The sequence below is a fragment of the Geomonas oryzae genome, assembly GCF_004117875.1.
Lineage (GTDB): Bacteria > Desulfobacterota > Desulfuromonadia > Geobacterales > Geobacteraceae > Geomonas > Geomonas oryzae.
Genome location: NZ_RAHW01000002.1, coordinates 806,314 through 826,388 on the forward strand (window position 1 = coordinate 806,314; position 20,075 = coordinate 826,388).

At 60.3% G+C, this 20,075-nt stretch carries 20 protein-coding genes; 1 reads left to right on the forward strand and 19 read right to left on the reverse strand.

All coding sequences use genetic code 11. From position 1 onward, the window contains the following. Window positions 1–4: 4 nt before the first annotated feature. From D6Z24_RS08125 to D6Z24_RS08185, 13 genes are all read right to left on the reverse strand, one after another. Complete coding sequence (locus tag D6Z24_RS08125; RefSeq protein WP_129126060.1) at window positions 5–1,153, reverse strand: 3'-5' exoribonuclease YhaM family protein; 1,149 nt, start codon at window positions 1,151–1,153, stop codon at window positions 5–7. Window positions 1,154–1,264: 111 nt separating this feature from the next. Beyond that, window positions 1,265–2,839: an NAD(P)/FAD-dependent oxidoreductase gene (locus D6Z24_RS08130; protein ID WP_129126061.1), complete on the reverse strand. Its 1,575-nt coding sequence runs from the start codon at window positions 2,837–2,839 to the stop codon at window positions 1,265–1,267. Between the two features lie 10 nt (window positions 2,840–2,849). After that, window positions 2,850–3,257 (reverse strand): response regulator, encoded by a 408-nt coding sequence (locus D6Z24_RS08135; RefSeq protein WP_129126062.1) that lies wholly within the window; start codon window positions 3,255–3,257, stop codon window positions 2,850–2,852. 73 nt (window positions 3,258–3,330) lie between these two features. Beyond that, complete coding sequence (locus tag D6Z24_RS08140) at window positions 3,331–4,521, reverse strand: hybrid sensor histidine kinase/response regulator (RefSeq protein ID WP_129126063.1); 1,191 nt, start codon at window positions 4,519–4,521, stop codon at window positions 3,331–3,333. Window positions 4,522–4,608: 87 nt separating this feature from the next. Beyond that, window positions 4,609–5,052 (reverse strand): universal stress protein, encoded by a 444-nt coding sequence (locus tag D6Z24_RS08145; RefSeq protein ID WP_129126064.1) that lies wholly within the window; start codon window positions 5,050–5,052, stop codon window positions 4,609–4,611. A gap of 31 nt (window positions 5,053–5,083) precedes the next feature. Further along, the gene (locus D6Z24_RS08150; protein ID WP_012530095.1) at window positions 5,084–5,464 is read right to left on the reverse strand and encodes a response regulator; all 381 of its coding nucleotides are present in this window, start codon (window positions 5,462–5,464) and stop codon (window positions 5,084–5,086) included. Window positions 5,465–5,723: 259 nt separating this feature from the next. Continuing rightward, window positions 5,724–6,572 carry a helix-turn-helix domain-containing protein gene (locus D6Z24_RS08155; protein ID WP_129126066.1) on the reverse strand — a complete coding sequence of 283 codons (849 nt, stop codon included), beginning with the start codon at window positions 6,570–6,572 and terminating at the stop codon, window positions 5,724–5,726. Window position 6,573: 1 nt separating this feature from the next. Next, complete coding sequence (locus D6Z24_RS08160; protein ID WP_129126067.1) at window positions 6,574–7,326, reverse strand: tetratricopeptide repeat protein; 753 nt, start codon at window positions 7,324–7,326, stop codon at window positions 6,574–6,576. A gap of 102 nt (window positions 7,327–7,428) precedes the next feature. Then, window positions 7,429–8,346 carry a PfkB family carbohydrate kinase gene (locus D6Z24_RS08165; RefSeq protein ID WP_129126068.1) on the reverse strand — a complete coding sequence of 306 codons (918 nt, stop codon included), beginning with the start codon at window positions 8,344–8,346 and terminating at the stop codon, window positions 7,429–7,431. Window positions 8,347–8,429: 83 nt separating this feature from the next. After that, entirely contained in the window at window positions 8,430–9,293 is an 864-nt protein-coding gene (gene mtnP / locus D6Z24_RS08170; RefSeq protein ID WP_129126069.1) for an S-methyl-5'-thioadenosine phosphorylase, read from the reverse strand. 98 nt (window positions 9,294–9,391) lie between these two features. Beyond that, window positions 9,392–10,417 carry a 23S rRNA (adenine(2503)-C(2))-methyltransferase RlmN gene (gene rlmN, locus D6Z24_RS08175; RefSeq protein WP_129126070.1) on the reverse strand — a complete coding sequence of 342 codons (1,026 nt, stop codon included), beginning with the start codon at window positions 10,415–10,417 and terminating at the stop codon, window positions 9,392–9,394. A gap of 66 nt (window positions 10,418–10,483) precedes the next feature. After that, on the reverse strand, window positions 10,484–10,897 hold the full coding sequence (gene ndk / locus D6Z24_RS08180; protein ID WP_129126071.1) for a nucleoside-diphosphate kinase: 414 nt from the start codon (window positions 10,895–10,897) through the stop codon (window positions 10,484–10,486). A 148-nt stretch (window positions 10,898–11,045) separates the two neighbouring features. Beyond that, window positions 11,046–11,255: a hypothetical protein gene (locus tag D6Z24_RS08185; protein ID WP_129126072.1), complete on the reverse strand. Its 210-nt coding sequence runs from the start codon at window positions 11,253–11,255 to the stop codon at window positions 11,046–11,048. 484 nt (window positions 11,256–11,739) lie between these two features. Here D6Z24_RS08185 and amrA point away from each other — a divergent pair, with 484 nt between their 5' ends. Beyond that, the gene (gene amrA, locus D6Z24_RS08190; RefSeq protein WP_129126073.1) at window positions 11,740–12,288 is read left to right on the forward strand and encodes an AmmeMemoRadiSam system protein A; all 549 of its coding nucleotides are present in this window, start codon (window positions 11,740–11,742) and stop codon (window positions 12,286–12,288) included. A 221-nt stretch (window positions 12,289–12,509) separates the two neighbouring features. Here the strand turns inward: amrA and D6Z24_RS08195 are convergent, their stop codons facing one another. The 6 genes from D6Z24_RS08195 to D6Z24_RS08220 form a co-directional block, all read right to left on the reverse strand. Next, a complete protein-coding gene (locus D6Z24_RS08195) occupies window positions 12,510–13,835 on the reverse strand; it encodes a citrate (Si)-synthase (protein WP_129126074.1) in 1,326 nt (441 codons plus the stop codon). Window positions 13,836–14,052: 217 nt separating this feature from the next. Further along, complete coding sequence (locus D6Z24_RS08200; protein WP_129126075.1) at window positions 14,053–15,243, reverse strand: M24 family metallopeptidase; 1,191 nt, start codon at window positions 15,241–15,243, stop codon at window positions 14,053–14,055. Between the two features lie 123 nt (window positions 15,244–15,366). Continuing rightward, a complete protein-coding gene (locus D6Z24_RS08205; RefSeq protein WP_129126076.1) occupies window positions 15,367–17,016 on the reverse strand; it encodes an AMP-binding protein in 1,650 nt (549 codons plus the stop codon). Window positions 17,017–17,850: 834 nt separating this feature from the next. Next, entirely contained in the window at window positions 17,851–18,816 is a 966-nt protein-coding gene (locus D6Z24_RS08210) for a D-2-hydroxyacid dehydrogenase (RefSeq protein ID WP_129126077.1), read from the reverse strand. 221 nt (window positions 18,817–19,037) lie between these two features. Then, entirely contained in the window at window positions 19,038–19,232 is a 195-nt protein-coding gene (locus D6Z24_RS08215) for a hypothetical protein (protein WP_129126078.1), read from the reverse strand. Beyond that, window positions 19,216–19,815 (reverse strand): DUF502 domain-containing protein, encoded by a 600-nt coding sequence (locus tag D6Z24_RS08220; RefSeq protein ID WP_129126079.1) that lies wholly within the window; start codon window positions 19,813–19,815, stop codon window positions 19,216–19,218. The genes D6Z24_RS08215 and D6Z24_RS08220 overlap by 17 nt, the downstream gene beginning before the upstream one ends. Window positions 19,816–20,075 lie beyond the last annotated feature (260 nt).

A 20,075-nucleotide genomic window follows, 5' to 3' on the forward strand; every position in this document is an offset into this window, starting at 1 on the left:
CCCGTTACTTCTTCAGGATGGCGAACGGGTTGTTGCTGAAGCTCTTCCGCTCGCGCTGTTCTTGCCGTTGTTCCTGGCGCTGTTCCTGGCGCTGCTGCGGGGCCGTTTCGGGCTGGTGCGGCGGGCTCGGCGGCACCGGAGCGGTCACCGTCTCCGCGAGCAGCTCGGACGGCTCGAGATCCCCCACCGCTTCCCCCTCGGCAACGGCCGGTTTCTCCTTGAAGAAATAGCGGTCGTAGAGGCGGTGGTAAGCGGTCCAGCGGGACGGGTTGTCCGGCTCCTTTTTAATGTGGGTCCGGATACCGTTGATCTTCGAGTCGAGATCGTCCAGGTAGTTGAGGATGGTCGCCTCCAGGGTCTTCGGACGCTTGGGCGAGCCGTACTCGTACTGACCGTGGTGCGACAGGATCATGTGTTTAAGGAGCATGGCGAGCTCGGCCGGGAAATCCGGGAGCGTGGCGATCCGCTCATGCAGCATCTCGACCCCGATGGAGATGTGACCGATCAGCTTCCCCTCGTCGGAGTAGTCGAAGCAGCGCAGATAGGTCATCTCGCGCACCTTGCCGATGTCGTGCAGGAGCGCACCGGCGACGAGAAGGTCGCGGTTCAACCCCTGGTAGAGCGGCACCATGGCGTCAACGAGCCGCGCCACGGCAAGCGAGTGCTCCAAAAGCCCCCCGAGGTAGACGTGGTGCATCCCCTTGGCCGCCGGTGCCGTGCGGTACTGCGCCATGAGCTCCGGGTCCTCGAAAAAGGAGCGGAGCAGCCGGGCGAGGTCCTGGTCGGCCATGCTTGCGATGAGGGCGTGCAGTTCGGCCTCCATGGCCTTTATGTCGCTGTCCGTCTCGGGAAGAAAATCCGCGAGCAGCACGCTTTCCTCGGGAACCCGCTTGAGCTCGGAGATGATGAGCTGCATCTTGCCTAAGTAGACGCTCGCCTTCCCCTTCACGGCGAGGAAGTCGTTTCTGTCGAACAAAGAGCCGACCTGGTCCGCGTTGTCCCAGATCTTGGCATCCACCTCCCCCGTCTTGTCCATAAGCCTCAGGGTCAGGTACGGCTTGCCGTTCTTGGCCATGGCGATGATCTTTTCCTTGACCAGGAAGACCGCTTCTACGATGTCGCGGTCCTTTATTTCGGCAACGGTCTTTTTCAAATAAGGCTCCTTGTAATTACTAGTACTGCCGCCAAGCGGCGTCCAGAGCGTGCCCCTCCCCCTCCGGGGGCGGGAGGCCGCGGGAAGCGGGTGTAAAGTTGCGCAGTAGCTCTAGCGCCCTGCGGCGATTCTGGCCGCGATGGCGTCGGCCACCCGGATGCCGTCGAGAGCGGCGCTCATGATGCCGCCGGCGTAGCCTGCCCCCTCCCCGGTCGGGTAGAGGCCGCTATGGCTTGTCGACTGCAGATCTTCCCCTCTCACGATGCGCAACGGGGCCGAGGTCCGCGTCTCCACGCCGGTAAGCGTCGCCTCGGCCGAGATGAAGCCGCGCATCTTGCGGTCGAAGTACTCGATCCCTTCCCTTAAGGTCGCAGCGACCGGCGCGGGGAGCAGCGCTGCCAGGTCGTAGTCGGTAACGCCCGGTCGGTAGCTCGCGTGGATCCGCCCCTCCCCCCTGCCTAGAAAGCCCATGAGGCTCTGGGCCGGGGCGAGGTACCCTCCCCCGCCGGCGTGGAAGGCGCGCCGCTCCAGTTCACGCTGGAACTCGACCCCGGCAAGCGGGGAAGCCCCGGCGAAGTCCGCGGGGCCGACGGTCACCACGAGGGCGCTGTTGGCGAAGGGGCCGTTTCTCAGGTAGCCGCTCATGCCGTTCACCACCACACCTCCCTCCTCCGAGGAGGAGGCCACCACGACACCCCCCGGGCACATGCAGAAGGAATAGGCGGAGCGGCCGGTCCGCTCGTTGTTGTAGGCCTGGAAGTACTCCGCCGCGGGTAGCGATGGGTGCGCGTTCCGGCCGTACTGGATCTCGTTGATGAGCGCCTGCGGGTGTTCCACCCGGAGCCCCACCGCGAACGGCTTTTGTTCCAGGTTGACCCCGATCTCGTGCAAAAGGGCGTAAGTGTCGCGCGCGCTGTGCCCCGGCGCCAGCACGAGCGTGTCGCACGGCTCCTCGCCGGTCTCATTCACCACGACGCTCGCCACCCGGCCGGCGGCCGTCCCGATCCCGGTGAGCCTCTGCTCGAAGCCGACGGAAAAGCCCGATGCGATGAGCCGCTCGCGGATGCCGCGCACCACGGCGCGCAGCCGGTCGGTGCCGATGTGCGGCTTCGACGCGTAAAGGATCTCCGGCGGCGCCCCGAAGTCGACCAGGCGCTGGAGCACCCAGCCGCAGTTCGCGTCCTTCACCCTGGTGGTGAGTTTGCCGTCCGAAAAGGTGCCGGCGCCCCCTTCCCCGAACTGCACGTTGCTCTCTGCACACAGCTCGCCCAGGCGCCAGAAACGGGAGACGTCCTTCGCGCGCCGGTCCACGTCGCGCCCGCGCTCGAGGATCCTGGCGGTGAGGCCGTACTCGGCGAGTCTCAGGGCGGCGAAGAGCCCAGCCGGCCCCATGCCGACGATGACGATCCGCCCGGAACTGGAGAGCCGCGGGAAGCGGGGTGCCGCAGGCGGCTCCACCCGCGTCACGTCACCCTTGGGCTTCACCCGCGACTCGTCGGCGAGCGAGACCCGGACCGTGTAGACCAGCTTGATGGCCCCCTTCTTCCGGGCGTCCACACCCTTTTTCACCAGGGTGAGCTCAGTGATCTCGGATTCGCGCACGCCGAGGCACACAGCGGCCAGAGGACGCAGCGCACTCTCCTCGACGCCCGGGCTCAGGGTGAGGTTGCGTAACAAAAATGGCATGGGGTTTCCGTCAGGCGGCGCCGGCGCCGCGCCGTTTTCTATCCAGGAGCTGCTCGACGATGATGACGATGTCCAGAGGAGAGGTTGATTTCGGAATGTGCACCTTAGCCCCCATCTCGGGGATCGGGTGTTCGTGCGGGGCGCCCTGGAACATCGAGGTCAACAGGATGAAGATCGGCTCCGGCTCCCTAGCCAGGCGCCCCATCTCCAGGGAGGCGCTCACCCCTCCCATGCGGGGCATGATCAGGTCGAGGATGACGACGTCGAAAACGCCGGCGGCGTAGGTCTCGACGCCGAGAAGGCCATCCTCTGCGGTCACTACGGCGAAGCCCGCACCCGTGAAGGCGTCGGACATCACCTTCAGGAAGAACTTGTCGTCGTCTACCAGGAGGATGCGGCCCCTGCTCTCTGCTGTCATTTCGACCTCAAGGCGTGATGGAATGCGGCATCATACAAAAATCCGGTCGAAAAGAAAAGCGGAAAGCACCCTTTTATCTCGGCGCGTTAAGCGGCAGGCGCACCGCGAAGGTGGTGCCGGCGGGGTCGCTCTTTTCCACCTCGATCTTGCCCTTGTAGGTCTTGACGATGCGCAGCACCACCGAGAGCCCCAAACCGGTGCCGCGGCTGTTCGTGGTGAAGAAGGGATCGAAGATGTTGGGAAGGTTCTCGGGGGGGATGCCGGGACCGGTGTCGGCGACACGCACGGTGAGGAAATCCTGTTCCTCTTCAAGCGATACGGTGAGGGTCCCCTCCTCAGGCATGACGTGGATCGAGTTCAGAAAGAGGTTGGTGAAGATCTGCTCGATCTCCATCGGGTCGGCCTTGATGGCGGGAGGAAGGCTCCTGAAGTCGCGCACCACCTTGATCTTTTTTTGGCGCAGTTGCGGGGTGAAGGCATCCAGGGTGTGCTCGAGAACCCGGTCCACGCGGACCTCGCTGATCTCGAACTTCGGGCGCTTCGCTGCGTCGAGGAGCTTGCCGAGGATGTTGTCGATCCGGTCCACTTCCTTCAGGATCTTGTCGACGTACTCCTCGCGCTCCGGTTCGTCAAGGCCGCTTTTGATCAACTGGACGAAGAGCGCGATCGAGTTGAGCGGGTTCCTGATCTCGTGCGCCATCCCGGCGGAGAGGTAACCAAGCGAGGCGAGCTTCTCGGACTGCACCACCTCGGCCTGGGCCCTGGAAAGCGCCTCGCTCTTTTCCTGCACGCGCGCCTCGAGTTCCCGGTTCCAGTCCGCGATCTCGGCCAGAAGCCGCTCACGCTCGCTCAAGAGGGCGCGGTTTTGCAGCTCGATGCCGCGCAGTTTGAGGACGCTCTCGATCCGCTCGACGAGGTCCTGGTTGTTGAAGGGCTTCAGGATGTAGTCCGACGCCCCCGCCTTCATCAGCTCGACGGCGATTTCCTCGCTCCCCTTGCCGGTGAACATGATGACGTAGGTGTCGCTGTAGAGCCGCTTGATCTCCCTCAGGGCGGTGAGACCGTCCATGTTGGGCATCATGTAGTCCAAAAGGACCAGCTCCGGACGCTCCCGCTCGATGGTCTCCAACCCCTCCAGCGCGCTGAGGGCGGTGTAGACCTGGTAGCCGCGGTTTCTCAGGATGATGCCGGTAAGATCGAGGATGACCTTCTCGTCGTCGACGATCAGGACGCGGCCGCGCGGCTCTTTTTCCACATCGCTCATTTCAGGTCCTGCTCCTTCCGTATAGGATCAAAACATCAAAAAAAAGGGGCAGCCAACGCTGCCCCGCATGGATGTATGCCGCTTTAATCAGGGAAGCCTCACCGTGACCACCGGGCAATGCGCCTTGCGCACCACGCGCTCGGCGGTCGAGCCGAAGAGCAGGTGGTCGATGCCGCTTCTGCCCTGGGTGCCCAGGATGATGCAGGAAGAGCCGTCGGTTTCGGCCCGTCTAAGGATCTCTTCCCAGGGAACCCCGGTGACGATGGCGGTCTCGTAATTGGCGAAGCCGGCTATGTTTTGGGTGATAAAGGTGCTCATCATCTTCTGCGCACCCTCCTCGATCTCCTTCTCGAGGTTCTCGAAGGAGACGTGGGGTACGTAGAAACCGCGCAGGTCGACCGGCTCGTTGATCACGTGCATGATGGTCAGGCGGCTGTTGAACTGCTTGGCAAGGGTCAGCGCGTAGGTGAAGGCGTGGCCGGAGCTTTCGGAAAAATCGGTGGCGAAAAGTATCTTGTCGAAGTTTGGCATCTGGACCCTCCCCGGTTTTCGGCGATCAGAGTCAGTGGCTCGTTTCCTTGAAGATCTTCTTGAGGATCGACTTCAGTTCGTCGATCTTCACCGGCTTGTTGATGTATTCGAAGGCCCCAAGGTTCATCGCCTCGATATATGATTCAACCCCGCCGTAAGCGGTGATCATGATTACGTTGCTGGACGGATAGCTCCTGTTCAGCTCCTTCAGGAAGGTAATGCCGTTCATCTCGGGCATATTGATATCGGTGACGATAAGGTTCACTTCCTGCTCGCGCAAGTAGTTGAGCGCCTCGAACCCGTTCGCCACACTGTCTACCAGGAAGCCTTCCTTGGCAAGTAGTCGGGAGAGGCCGATGCGCGCGTTCTCCTCGTCGTCTACCACCAGTATTCTCTTCGGCTGCTTTGGCAAGATCGGCTCCATATTCTTATTAAAATCTGCAGGATTGATTCTAACACTAGGGGACCCGCTGTCAAGGGCGCGCGTCCCGTCTTCACAAGATTCCATAACTGGTCGTAGTGAAAGGTCTTACGCGGCTAAGACGAAGCGGGGGCATCCCCGCGCAATCCAACTCGCAGCTGCCCCCTTCCCATTAACGCCAGTCACAGTCACTTCTTACCGTCTTCCGACCCGAACCTGCCGTGCCAGAGGAGGGGGATCGTGTCCGGTCTCACGGAGCCGCTTCGCGACCGGTCAACTCCACGTGCGCGGGTTTTCCCGCCTCGCCCAAAGCCTTAAGGGGGCGGCCGTTCAACTCACCCTCAACCGCCCCACCGTCACCGAGGTCGAGAACGAAGGAGCGCTCACCTTTCCACTCGATGATGTCGCCCGCCTTCAGGTCATAGCGCTGCGAGATGCTGTCGTCGATGGTGATGCTGAGCCAGCTGTCCTGGGTGAAGCGCAGCTTCAGCACGATGCCTCCCTTTTTGCCGGGGGGCGTCGTTGCGCTCTCCCCTTCCGCAGGGGGGGTGGGAAGCACGCCGCGGCTCGAGCTGAGCGGCTTTTGAACGGCGCCGGCAAGCGGCGCCGGCGCTGGAGCGGCTGCCGGCGCTGGGGGCGCGGCTGGCGCGGGGGGAGCCGGTCGCTCGTCCTCGGAGATGAAAATCGCCACGACAACCACAGCCGCGAGCAGAAGCACGGGCACCGCCCATCGCCCGGGGGCGGCGACCCGAACCCGCTCCACACTCCCCATGCCCGGACCTTTCGTCTCGGCTTCTTCCTTCTGGGCGGCGGCGGGAGGCTGCGGGCCGGGAGGAGGAAGGAGCGCGTTCTCGTACCGCGCAACGATCTCGTCACCGGAAAGGGAAAGGTACCCGGCATAAAGCCGCAGGAAACCCTTGATATACGCCGCGTTGGGGAGCTTTTCGAACTGTCCCGCCTCGATGGCGGCCAGGTAGTTCTTCCCGATCTTGGTGACGCGGGCGGCGTCCTCCAACTGAAGCCCCTTCTCCTCGCGTGCCCTGCGCAGGTACTCCCCTACCGGGAGCTCCGCGCCGTTTTCCAATTCCGGCTCAGCCACTTTACCTCACCTTGAGCAGGTCCAGGTACTCCCTGGAGAGCTGCCCGATCTCGGAATCCGGGGCCAGGCGCACGACGTCCTGGAACGCGTTCCTGGCCGCGTCGGCATTCTTGAGCTTCATCTGCGCAAGTCCCATGTGGTAATGGGCGCTCGCGTAGGTCGGCGCAAGCCTGAGCGCCTTCTGGTACTCCTCTACGGCAAGCTCGGTCTTGTCCATGGCGAAGTAGACGCGTCCGAGGTTCAGCCTGGTACGGGGATCGCTGCCGTTTTTGCCGACCTGGCCGCGCAGCACCTCGAGGGCCTGGGGGTAATCCCCCTTCCCGAGGTAGGCGAGCCCCAGGTTGATGGCGGCGTTGTCCTGCCCCTGGTAGAAGATGTCGTCCTGCACCACCTTGAACTGGTTGATGGCGTCATCCCAGCGCTTCATCTCCAGATAGTCGACGCCCAGGTTGTTGCGCGCGTCGGAGAAGTTCTTCCTGAGAGAGACCGCCTTCAGAAACTTCTCCTCGGCGAGGTCGTAGTGCCCCTTGCGGAAATAGGCGAGCCCCAAAAGGTTCAGGAGTTCCGGGTCTTTTGGGGTGAGCTTCTCGGCGGCGGTCAGCTCCTTCAGGGCGCCGGGGAAGTTGCTCTCGGCGTAGAAGGACTGCCCCATCTGGAAGTGGTAGACGGCCAGGTTCTTGTCGGCCTGACTCAGGGCGCACCCCGAGGCGAGAAGGACGGTGACGGCAAGCATGAAGGGCGTGGGACGGATCATATACCTCACAGGAAACCCGCGAAATTGCACCAGGAAAAATTAACAGATGTGATGATCATTGTCAATGAGGAGCCGGTAACCGGCGGCGCGCCAGATGCGGCGCTACAGCTCACCTACGCCCTGAAAATGGGTCATGTTCTTGAAGCTGCGGTAGCGCGCCTCGATCTCGGGGTAGCTGAGGGTCTTCAGACGCTCGAGGCTGAAGTCCTCCACGTTGAAGGAGGCCATCACCGAGCCGAAGATGATCGCCTGACGGATCCCCTCGTCGGAAAGGTTGCCGGTGTTGGCCAAATACCCCATGAAACCGCCGGCGAAGGTGTCGCCTGCGCCGGTCGGGTCGAAGACCTCCTCGAGCGGGAAGGCCGGGGCGGCAAAGACCGAGTTCCCGTTGAACATGAGCACCCCGTACTCGCCGCGCTTCACGATGAGGTTCTTGACGCCGAGGCCTATGATGGCGCGGGCGGCCTTTACCAGGTTCGCCTCGCCGGAGAGCTGGCGCGCCTCCCCTTCGTTGATGATCAGGAAGTCGACGCGGCTGATCACCTTCTTGAGCGCCTCAGGCTTCGACGAGATCCAGAAGTTCATGGTGTCGCAGGCGACCACGCGGGGGCTCTTCACCTGGTTCAGCACCTCCATCTGCAGCTCGGGGTCGATGTTGGCGAGGATCAGGTACTGCGCGTCCGCCCAGGAGGCGGGGATCACCGGCTTGAAGCTCTCGAACACGTTCAGGTGGGTTTCCAGGGTCTGCGCCTCGTTGAGATCGTAGCCGTAGCGCCCCTTCCAGTGGAAGGTCTCGCCGGGGACCCGTGAGAGGCCGGTGAGATCGATGTTGCGCGAGGAGAGAAAGCGGGTGTGCTCCTCCGGGAAGTCCTCACCGACCACGGCGACGAGGTTCACGTCGGTGAAGAAGCTCGCGGAAGTGGCGAAATAGGTGGCCGAGCCCCCGAGGACGCGGTCTCTTACCCCGAAGGGGGTCTCTACGGAATCTAGTGCCACGGAGCCGACGACAAGTATGCTCATGAAAGCCTCCGGTTGGTGCGGGATGGGTGTGCGACTGCGGATAAGAAGAAGCCGCCGGGAAGCCCCGGCGGCACGTTGTCGTTCTACAGGTATTTCCCGAGGATGAGCTCGAGGTTTTCGCGGGTCTCGACGGGGATGACCGAGGTATCGCTGATCACCGCGTACTTGAGCGCCTCGCCGCAGGCACAGCCGCGGCCGGCGGCAACCTTAGCCACGGCCTGGCGGATGATCTTTTTCGCGGTAGCCACGTTGTTCTTGATGATCTCGATGATCGCCTCCACCGAGACGTCGTCGTGGGACTCGTGCCAGCAGTCGTAATCGGTGGAGAGGGCGATGACGCCGTAGCAGATCTCGGCCTCGCGGGCGAGTTTCGCCTCGGTGAGGTTCGTCATGCCGATGATGGAAGCGCCGAAGGAGCGGTACAGGTGGGATTCTGCGCGGGTGGAGAAGGCCGGGCCCTCCATGCATACGTAGCAACCACCCTTGTGCACGGTAGCCTCCACCTCTTTGGCCGCCCCGTAAAGGATGTCGGAGAGTTCGCCGCAGACGGGATCGGCGAACTGGACGTGGCCGACCACGCCGTTGCCGAAGAAGGTGTCCTTCCGGAAACCGCGGGTGCGGTCGATGAACTGGTCCGGAACGACGATGTGCCCGGGGACGATCTCCTCCTTCAGGCTCCCTACCGCCGAGACGGAGATGATGCGGGTGACGCCTAACTTCTTCATGCCGTAGATGTTGGCGCGGTAGTTCACCTCGGAGGGGGTGAAGCGGTGCCCCTTGCCGTGGCGCGGCAGGAAGACCATCTGCACGCCGTCAAGGGTACCGGTGACGTACTCGTCGCTGGGCCTGCCGAAGGGGGTATCCACGATGACCTGGCTCACCCCGGTCATCCCTTCCATCTCGTACAGTCCGCTGCCGCCGATCACACCGATTACTTCGTTAGCCATAGCTTCCTCCCAGCGTCATTGAATTTAATATAGTCCCCTCTCCCTCAGGGAGAGGGCCAGGGTGAGGGCATCGGCAGACGCGATCTCCTCGCCTCCAGCTAATCCCTTTTATCCAACTTCCCCTTCAGTTGCCCGCAGGCGGCGGAGATATCCCCACCGCGGCTGGAGCGGGTGATCACGGTGACGTTCTTGTCCAAAAGGTACTTGTGGAACCGGTCGATGCTCTCCTGGGTCGGCGTCCTGAAGCCGCACCCCTCGTGCTCGTTGAACGGGATCAGGTTCACCTTGGAAGGGATGTTGCTGATCAGGCGCACGAGCCTTTTCGCGTCATCCAGCGTGTCGTTCAAGTCCCGGATCATGACGTACTCCATGGTGATCCAGCGCCTGGAAGGAAGCGGGAACGCCTTGCAGGCGGCCAGGAGTTCCTTCAGGGGGTAGCGCCGGTTGACCGGCATGATCCGGTCCCGCACCTCGTCCGTCGTAGCGTTCAGGGAGACGGCGAGGTTCACCGTGCAGCCGCGTCCAAGCTCCGCCATCTCAGGGACGAGCCCCGAGGTGGAGACGGTCACCTTCCTGGTGGAGAGCTGGAAGCCGTCCGGGTCGGTGAGGATCTTCACCGCCGGGATGACGCCTGAGAGGTTGTGCAGAGGCTCACCCATCCCCATGAAGACGATGTTGTTCACCGGGTGCTCGCGCTTCACCGCGCAGACCTGGTTCACGATCTCTGCCGTGGTCAGGTTCCTGTCGAGGCCGAAGGTGCCGGTCAGGCAGAAGGCGCACTTCATGGCGCAGCCGACCTGGCTGGAGATGCACAGGGTGTTTCTCCCCTCGTCCGGGATGAGCACGCTTTCCACGGCGGAGCCGTCTTTCAGGCGGAAGAGGTACTTCCGCGTGCCGTCCGCGGATGCCTCGACCGCCTCGGGGATGAGGTTGCTGATCTCGGCACGCTCTTTCAGGACGGCGCGGAACTCCTTGGAGACGTTGGTCATCTCGTCGAAGTCCATGGCATCCATCTGGTAGAGCCACTTGAAGATCTGTTTCGCGCGGAAGCGTTCCTTGCCGAGCCCGGAGATGTACGCCTCGAGCTCCTGCAGGGTCAAATTCTTGATATCGGTCTTTTCCATGCCCTTTTGATACTAAAAAAGCCCTTCTCGCGAAGGGCTCTTGGTCTGTCCTGAACCGGCTTCGGATTAAACCAGTTCCAGCTGGTTGAAGAAATACGGGATTTCGAAGGAAGCGGACTCGGGGGAATCGGAGCCGTGCACGGTGTTCTCTTCGATGCTGACGCCCAGGGACTTGCGGATGGTACCTTCCGCGGCGTTGGCAGGGTTGGTTGCACCCATGAGGGTACGCCAGTCGGCGATGGCGTTTTCCTTCTCCAGCACCAGGGTGATCACCGGGCCGCGGGACATGAACGCGCAGAGGTCGCCGAAGAACGGACGCTCTTTGTGAACGTAGTAGAAGCCTTCGACCTGGCTCTTGGAGAGCAGGATCTTCTTCATGCCGACGATCTTGAAGCCGCCTTCTTCGATCATGGCGATGACCTTGCCGGTCACGTTTCTCTCGACTGCGTCAGGCTTTATGATGGCAAATGTTCTTTCCATTGTTTCCTCCGAGATTATTTATAGTAGACGATCCATCTAATTAGCATTCCGGCTCCGCCGTTGTCAAGGCAAATGGCCGGATAGAGGCACAAAAAAAGCCCACAGAGCGATCTGTGGGCTTCGCGAAACAGGGCGACCCTGTTTCAGCTTACTTCTTCTCAGCCGGAGCCTGAGCCGGAGCAGCCGGAGCAGCCGGAGCAGCTTCCGGAGCTTTAGCGGAGGACATCGGAGCCTGAGCCGGAGCAGCCGGAGCAGCCTGCTCAGCGGCCGGAGCCGGAGCCTCTTCTTTCTTCTTGCAGCCAGCAGCGAAGGACAGGGCCAGAGCCAGGCAAAGTGCGAAGGAGATCAGTTTTTTCATTGACGATATCACCTCTTTTCTTTTGGATTTACCATTACTGCGCAAAGCGCATGGTTTTTTTCGTACGACAACAAAGGGCGAATATACTAGCATTCCTGCAAAAGTCAACACTTTTTAAAGCTGGGGAATATAAAAAATTATTAGAGCAGGCTTTGTAAACTTTTGATCAGTCCGGCTAAACATATCAACTCTACAATATTGCAATAAATGCGGAGCGAAGTCCCCTGATGCAGGTGACTCCCAACCCGAATACGGGGTCATGGGGCAACCGCATTGGTAAGAAATGCATCCGACAGAAGGCCAACGAAAGAGCGTTTCGCCCCGTCGCCCGCCGACATGTCCCTCCCGGTCCTGGTCGTGTTTGATAAAGGTGAAAAACGGTGCGTGAAGGGTCGCTTAGTTCTTGTAAACAGAGACTGAATATATTACTTTAAGCCAATCTCTCTCCGCCCCGCGCCGGAGCTACGCCATCAAGGGGGACCTAGTGAACGAAACGCTCAACTCTTCCGACAAGAAACTTCTTCTTCAGCTGGCCCGCGAAGCGGTAACGTCGACGGTCCGGACCGGCAAACTCAAGATGCAGATGGTGACCGAGGAAAGACTGCTGGCGCTCCAGGGGTGTTTCGTTACCATCAAGAAACAAGGGACGCTCCGAGGCTGCATCGGCAACTTCATCTCCGACAAGCCCTTATATCAATTAGTCCAGGAAATGGCCGCCTCCGCTGCGACCAGGGATCCCCGCTTCTACCCGATGAAGGAGGACGACCTGGCCGAATTCGAGCTGGAGATATCGGTGCTCTCGCCTCTCAACAAGATAGAGTCCCCGGAAGAAGTGGAGGTCGGCAAGCACGGCCTGTATCTGGAGAAGAACTTTTCGCGCGGGGTGCTGCTGCCCCAGGTGGCAGTGGAGCACAAATGGGATCGCGAAACCTTCCTGACGCAGACGGCGCTGAAGGCCGGTCTGAAGAGAGACGACTGGAAAGAGGGAGCTGATCTTTACGTCTTTAGCGCCGAGGTTTTCGCAGAACAGTAACGGACGGTCCGGGGCCGCCCCGCCGGCGGTCCCACCTTCCCCACCTTCCCCACCTTCCCCACCTGCATCCAAAACTTACCAAGCCCTTACCAAGCCCGGCCCATCACTCCCATCACTCCCATCACTCCCATCACGCCCATCCGCCCCCCCAGCCGCAGGCCAAAAAAAAAGGGGGCGCAAACGCGCCCCCTTCCTGTTCAACTTTGCCGTGAAGCGGCGAATTACATCTTCCTGCCGCCCTCTGCAGCCCACTTCTCGAGCATGTCGGTGGTAACGGACTTCGGACGCTCGATCGCGTAACCAAGACCGCGGTCCCAGGTGATGTTCGCCATGCAGCCGAGCGCACGACCAACACCGAACAGAACGGTGTAGAAGTCCCACTCCTTGAGGCCGTAGTACCACTGGATGACGCCGGACTGTGCGTCGACGTTCGGCCAGGGGTTCTTGGTCTTGCCGTGCTCGGTGAGGACGCCCGGGGCGGTCTCGAAGATCATGGCGACCAGCTTGAACAGCGCGTCGTCCTTGAGGCCCGGGGTCTTGAGGCAGAACTCGCGCTGCGCGGTGTAGCGCGGGTCGGTCTTCCTGAGAACGGCGTGGCCGTAGCCCGGAACGACCTGGCCTGCGTTGAGGGTATCCCAGAGAGCCTTGGTGACGTTCTCTTTGGTCGGCTCGGCGCCGTTCAGTTTCTTCTGGAACTCCATGATCCAGCCGAGAACTTCCTGGTTGGCAAGGCCGTGCAGCGGGCCGGCGAGGCCGTTCAGGCCTGCGGCGTAAGCGTAGTACGGGTCGGAGAGAGCGGAGTGCACCAGGTGGGTGGTGTGAGCCGAAACGTTGCCGGACTCGTGGTCGGAGTGGAGGATGAAGTACATCCTTGCCACATCCTTGTACTGCTCGCTCTGGCCGATCATGTGGGCGAAGTTCGCACCGAGGTCGAGTTTCGGATCGATGGCGATCTGCTTGTCGCCGCGATACTTGAGGTTGTAGATGAAGGCCGCGAGCACCGGGATACGGGCGACGATGTCGCTGGCATCCTCATACACGTACTCCCAAGCGTCCATCTTGTTGAACTTGCCGCCGCTGTAGAAGGCAGCGAACTTGGACTCTTTCTGCATCGCCATGATGCCGACGGAGAGCATGACCATCGGGTGGCTGTCCCTCGGGAGGGAGCGCACGACGGTGTACACGTACTCGGGCACGACCTGGCGGGTCTTGAACTCGGCCTCGACTGCGGCGACCTGCTCCAGGGTCGGAACCTCACCGGTCAGCAGGAAGTACCAGAAGGACTCGACGGTCGGGTACTCGGAGCCTGCGGCCTTCGGCAGCGCCTCGAAGGTCTCGGGGATGGTCTTGCCGCGGAAACGGATGCCTTCCTGCGGGTCGAGGTAGGAGATGTCGGTGACGAGCGAGCGGATGTCGCGTGCGCCGCCGATGCACTGGCCGATGTCCACCTTGTCGATGACGACGGAGCCGAACTCCTTGGTCAGCTTGGTGATACGGGGGCGGTGTGCCTGGATCTTCTCAAACAACTTCTCTTTCAATTGCGTCATGTGCCAGATCTCCTTTTCTGTTGGGGTTGAGGTACATACCGATCGTGTAACAGATCAAATCGCCCGCTGACACCGTGCCTTTTGACACTGACTTTCGGCCGGTTGCGTGAGGTAGGTATACTGTATACAAAGATTTTTCAAATGTATACCATTGAGCCGAGTCAATTTCAATACAAAAAAATCCCGTTTTACTATTTTGCATACATTTTAATCCAACCTAAAGCAGTACCAGATCCTGATCCGAGAAGGTGAGTCGTTTAAGCCCCTGTTCTGACAGATAAAAGGAATTTTCTACGCCGACGGCCCCCTCCCCGGGAAACACCAGTTTCGGCTCGAAGGCGAAGGCCATCCCCACCTCCAGGGTTTCCTCGTCGAAACCTCTGGCGATGAACGGATATTCGTCGATTTCGATCCCGAGACCGTGCCCGATGAAGGATATCCGGCCGCCCGGGGTGCCCATGAACGCGTCGGCGTACCCCATGGCTACGGCACGCTCCAGACATGCGCGATAGATACCTCCCCAGCTGGCGCCTTCAACGGCCATCTCCATCATAAGTTCCTCGATGCGGAGCATGTCCTCGTAACCTCTGCGCATCCGGTCGGAAACGGAACCGATGGCGAAGATCCTCGTCTGATCCACGAGGTAGCCGTCGAAACAACTTGCGAAATCAACCACCACAGGCTCGTCGCGCCGTATCCTGTTGTAACTTGCGCCGTGGCCGAAGGCCGGGGTGAGCCCCATCCCCCCGAGGGCGGTGTTGGTGCAGGCGGGAGCGGCGGCATCGGCACCGGAGAGGACCTGTACGCTGGAGAGCTCCCCGTTGAAGGCACGCATCCTTACATACCCCTGGTGCCCCTCGACGCGCATGACATGTTCCAGCTCGGCGGCGAGATCAACCTCGCTCATCCCCTCGCGGATCACCTCCCGCGCGCGACGGTAGGCCTTGTCGGCCTGGCCGGCCGCGTCCTGCAGGATGTGGATCTCGTAGTGGGTCTTGCACATGCGCACGCGCCTTATGAGAGGCGTGGCGTCCACGGGTTTTGCGTCGGGGAAAAGGGAAAGGTATCTGTGGTAGAGGTTGACCGGCAGGACGTCGAGTTCGAGCCCCAGACGCTGCGGCGCCGAAGCGCCGTGCTCGGCGATCAGGGAAGGGATCCGGTCCGGAGAGGGAAGCGGCACCACGTGTTCCAGGGCGCTCTCCATGCGTGCGCGCATGAAGTCCCGGCGCACGAGAAAGACCGGTTTCCCCGAGACGGGAAGGTAGAGAACACCGGTCTGTACGGTACCGGTGAAATAGAAAAGGTCGGCGTTTTGCACCATGAGCACCGCGTCCATGCCCGCGGCCGCCATCTCGACTTGCAGCTTCCTGTAGCGGTATTCCAGTTCGTTCTTCGGCGTAAGCCGCATATCCCCTCCTCTCTCCCCATGATGCTCATGAGGAGGAGAAGGAAAGATAACTCACAATCGGGACCGCGTCAACCTTTGCACGCCAATAAGATCAATGAGTTATTAGCGAATCTGCGGATCGGATCAGACATTTTCCTCAAGCTGCAGTTCGCGTATCGCCATCTCGCGCAGCTTGAATTTCTGGATCTTGCCGCTTGCCGTCATGGGATAGGAATCGACGAAGCGGACGTATTTGGGGATCTTGTAGTTGGCGATCCTGCCGCGGCAGAATTCCTTCACCTCGTCCTCGGTCATCTCGCTCCCCTGCTTCAGCACGATGGCCGCCATGACCTGCTCGCCGTACTTTCGGTCCGGCACGCCGTAGACCTGGATGTCCGAGATCTTCGGATGGGAGTAGAGGAACTCCTCGATCTCACGCGGGTAGATGTTTTCGCCGCCGCGGATGATCATGTTCTTGATGCGCCCGGTGATCTTGCAGTAGCCGTTTTCGTCCATGACTGCAAGGTCCCCGGTGTGGAGCCAGCCGTCCGTATCGATCGCCTTCGCGGTCTCCTCGGGCATCTTGTAATACCCCTTCATGACCAGGTATCCGCGGGTGCAGAGCTCCCCCTGCTTGCCCGGCGGGAGTTCCGCGCCGGTTTCGATGTCGACGATCTTCAGCTCCACGTTGGGAAGCACGCGGCCGACGGTGGAGACCTTGAGTTCGATGGGATCGTCGGTGCGGGTCTGGGTGATGACCGGGGAAGACTCGGTCTGACCGTAGGCGATGGTGATTTCGCTTGCGTGCATGTCGCGGATGACGCGGCGCATCACCTCGATCGGGCAGTTGGAGCCGGCCATGATGCCGGTCCTGAGCGAGGTAAGATCGAATTCCTGGAAACGGGGATGCTCCAGCTCGGCGATGAACATGGTCGGCACGCCGTGCACCGCGGTACAGCGCTCCTTCTCAATCGCCTGCAGCACCTTCAGCGGATCGAAGATCTCCACGGGGACCATGGTCGTGCCGTGGGTGACGCAAGCCATGACCGCAAGAACGCAACCGAAGCAATGGAAGAAGGGAACCGGGATGCAGAGACGGTCGTTCTCGGTGAAGCGCATGCACTCACCGATATTGAAGCCGTTGTTGATGACGTTGTGGTGGGTCAACATCACCCCCTTCGGGAAACCGGTGGTGCCTGAGGTGTACTGCATGTTGATCACCTCGTTCACGTGCAGGGTCGCCTCCACGGCCGCGAGTTCGGCGTCGGACACCTCGCGCCCGAGCTCGACGATCTTCTCGAAGTTGATCATCCCGTCAGGGGCTCCCTCCCCTATGAAGACGACGTGCTTCAGACAGGGAAGTGCCGCGCTTTTCAGCTCACCGGGCTTGCTCGTCGCGAGCTCCGGAACCACGCTCGACAGCGTTTCGACGTAGTTGGTATCCTTGAACCCCTGTACCATGAAAAGAACGCTGGAGTCGGACTGCCGAAGCAGGTAGTCGAGCTCGGCGGACTTGTAGCTTGTATTCACGGTAACGAGCACCGCCCCGATCTTCGCGGTGGCGAACTGCAGGGTCACCCACTCGGGGACGTTGTAGGCCCAAATCGCCAGGTGATCGCCCTTTTTCACCCCCAACCGTAAAAGCCCCTTCGCCACTTGGCGGCAGCGCTCATTGAACTCGCGCCAGGTGTAGCGAAGACCGCGTTCGACGTAGATCAGCGCCTCGTTGTCGGGAAATTTGCCCGCTATGTCGTCCAGTAACGCTCCGACTGTCAGATTGATCTCTTGCGTCATGGGCACCCCCCTGTGTTTCACAGTATCAAACGGTTGTTAAACCGAAAAAAGTCATTATAAAAAAAAGGTTTGTCCAATTAACATAGGCACCTGCGGCATGTCAAGATTTATGGCTCGTGAGCCTGCCGCATCTTTGGGCAGGGAGAGGACCGCGCCCGAAACAGGCGTCCCTCCGGCGTAAAAAAAGCTTGACACGATTTTCCGGCGCCACTCCGCCACCTTACGCTAAGCCATTGAAATCATTACTACTATGTTTGGAACGTCGTTAGCGGCAACCTGATTATTTTTTAGGCAAAACGCAGAGACCGGCAATTTAAAAAGCATTTCTCCCTCCTTCAACGTCTTTTCCACAGCGCTTTCCACAAAAGGTGTGGAGCGGGCCGGAAAAACTCATTTTTACGCGGTGAAACGGGTAGTTAAACAGAAGGGAAGGACTCTGGTTCTCTTCACCGGGAGGCGGTTATGCCGTAAACGCCAAAGAGGCAGAAGTCCTGGGGACTGCTCCGCAGGTGCCTGTCCCCTTGTCATACCATCGCAAAGACAAAAAACTGTTCAAAACCTTTCTCACGCAAAGACGCAAAGGCGCAAAGTAAAACACGAGAAACCAATTTAACAGGGATGAATGGGATGAAGGGGATAAACCAAAGACAAAGGCTTTTTGGGGTTAAACCAAAATCCTTTGTCTCCGCCTGTCTTTGCGACTTTGCGTCTTTGCGTGACAGAGAATTTTGTTGTTGGTTTTATCCCTTTTATCCCCTTCATCCCTGTTAAAAAAGTTTTTGTCTTTGTTTTTCTTTGCGTCTTGAGTAAGCGCAGCGAACGGGCGTGAGAAGATTACGGTTTTTGGTTCACTACGTTTTGAGGGGAACCTTCGAGGAAGAGGGCGATGTTTTGCGCGGTGGTCGCCATGAGCCTCTTGCGGGCAGCCAGGGTGGCCCAGGCGATGTGCGGGGTGATGATGCAGTTTCTTGCGGTGAGAAGCGGGCTGTCGGCGGGGATCGGCTCCGAGGCGGCAACGTCGACGGCGGCACCGGCGATGACGCCGCGGTTCAGGGCATCGGCCAGGTCCCGCTCGTTGACAAGCCCCCCCCTCGAGGTGTTGATGAGAAGCGCATGGCGCTGCATGTGCGTGAGCAGTTCCGCGTTCACCATGCCCGCGTTATCTTCGGTGAGCGGACAGTGCAGGCTCACCACGTCGGAACGCCCGAAAAGCTCGTCGAACTCGGCCCAGGTGACCGGAAATCCACCCGGCGCGGTACGGTGACGCGGGTTGTACGCGACGACCTGCATGCCAAGGGCATGGGCGACGGCCGCGACGCGCGCGCCGATGCGTCCGAGCCCCACGATCCCGATCGTCCTGCCGCAGAGTTCGGTGAGCGGCTCGCCGACGAGGGTGAAGTCCGCCGAGCGGGTCCAATCCCCCCTGTGCACCGCCTCGTTGTAACGCGCCACCCGGTTGGTGAGTTCCAAAATCAGGGCGATGGCGTGCTGCGCCACCGAATCGCTGCCGTACTCCGGCACGTTCACCACCGGGATGCCCAGCCGCGCCGCGGCCGCGAGGTCCACCACGTTGTAGCCGGTGGCAAGGACGCAGATGAGTTTAAGCTCGGGGAGCTCGGCCAGGGTGGCAGCCTTGAGCGGCGTCTTGTTGGTGAGAACGATCTGCGCGCCGCGGGAGCGCTCCACGACAAGAGGCTCCGGGGTGCGGTCGTGCACGGTAAGCTCGCCGAAAGCAGCGACCTCGTCCCACGGGTTGTCACCGGGGTTCAGGGTATGTCCGTCCAGCACCACGATCTTCATGACCACCTCCACAAGACCTTTTGTCACGCAAAGACAAAACCCATCCACAAATCTCCGTCACGCAAAGACGCAAAGTCGCAAAGTAAAACACGAAAAAACAATTTAACAGGGATGAATGGGATGAAGGGGATAAACCAAAGACAAACAACTTCGGGGTCAAACCAAAATCCTTTGTCTCTACTTAATCTTTGCGCCTCTGCGCCATTGCGTTACGCAGAATTTTATCGTTTGGTTTTTCCCTTTTTCAAAAGAGTTTTTGCCTCTGTTTTTCTTTGCGTCTTTGCGTTACAGAGGATTTTATCGTTTGGTTTTATCCCTTTTATCCCCTTCATCCCTGTTAAAAGAACCAGACCTTTTGCCTTTGTTTTTCTTTGCGTCTTTGCGTGAGCCGGTTTTGGGTCAAAGGTTCTTTTCAACGACGACGCCGCCGGAAACCACGAACTTGACCGCGTCCTCCACCGTCATGCCGCAGTCCTGGACCTCGCCCTCATGGAAAAAGAGCGCGAATCCGGAGGTCGGATTCGGCATGGTCGGCACGTACACCACAACCAGCCTCTCGCCGTCATGCTCGACCTCAGCGGTCACGAAGCCGACGGCGCGCACCCCCTTGCGCGGCCACTCAACGAACACGGCACGACGATAGGAGGTCTTGCCGTCCTTGAAAACCTGGGTGAGCTGCTTGCTCGAGCCGTAGATCGACTTCACCAGGGGGATGCGGGAAAAGAGGTCGTCCCACCACCTGAGGATCCTGGTTCCCATCACGTTGGTGGCGAGAAGCCCGGAAAGGTAGATGACGATCACCCCGGTCAGCATGCCGAGGCCGGGAATGTAAGTGTGGTCGTTGATCAGGGCGGTGAGCAACGAATCGAGGTACGAACCGAGGATACCGTCCGCGAAGTTGAACAGGAACTTCAGGATGAAAATGGTGATGCCCAGGGGAACGACCACGAACAGGCCCGTGATGAAGCGCCCCTTGAAATGTTTGATGAGTTTTTCCATTGCGCCTCCTATCTTCCGTCTGCGTTATGCTACAAAAGCGGCTGAAATGTCAACGACCTTTCCCCCCGTGGCGGATCTTCATCCCGGAATTCCGTGGAGCCGACGGCCCCGGCGTCCCCCCCTTTGCGAAGGGTGTATAGACCGGAGACATAGGTTACACATGTTCGGAGACATGGGTGACACTTATTACCAAGAAGTGACTTTCCTCTTTGGAGGTGGGCATGCCTTGGCAAGAGGTGACAACCATGACCCTCAGGGCA